The organism is Burkholderia sp. SIMBA_051 (genome assembly GCF_046534915.1).
GTDB lineage: Bacteria > Pseudomonadota > Gammaproteobacteria > Burkholderiales > Burkholderiaceae > Burkholderia > Burkholderia ambifaria.
In genome coordinates this window covers 1-271 of record NZ_JAWRXS010000295.1, presented here as the reverse complement: position 1 = coordinate 271, position 271 = coordinate 1, and the positions used below count along the sequence as shown (strand labels likewise).

Below are 271 nucleotides of genomic sequence, written 5' to 3'. Positions count from 1 at the left end.
AAGCCGTCGCCGCCGAGACCGGTGAAATGCGGCATGGTCACGCACAGCGCCGCCGCCATCGCAATGGCCGCCTCGATCGCGTTGCCGCCGCGCGCGAGCACATCGCGTCCCGCTTCGCTGGCGAGCGTGTGAGGACTGGTGACGAGGCCCGCGCGGCCACGCGCGTTGGCGGTCGAGGTTTGCGTGCGTGTGTGGATTCGGGTGTTGATCGTCATGCGGTGACTTCGGCGTCGGCGTGGCCGCCCAGGTAGGCGGCGGACAGTTTCGGATC

The 271-nt window shown here is 69.7% G+C and carries 1 protein-coding gene; it reads right to left on the bottom strand.

Going from position 1 to position 271, the window contains the following annotated elements; all coding sequences use genetic code 11:
* On the bottom strand, positions 1-215 hold a 215-nt coding region (locus tag SB771_RS34585; RefSeq protein WP_410721986.1), incomplete at its 3' end, for a gamma-glutamyltransferase.
* Positions 216-271: the final 56 nt, after the last annotated feature.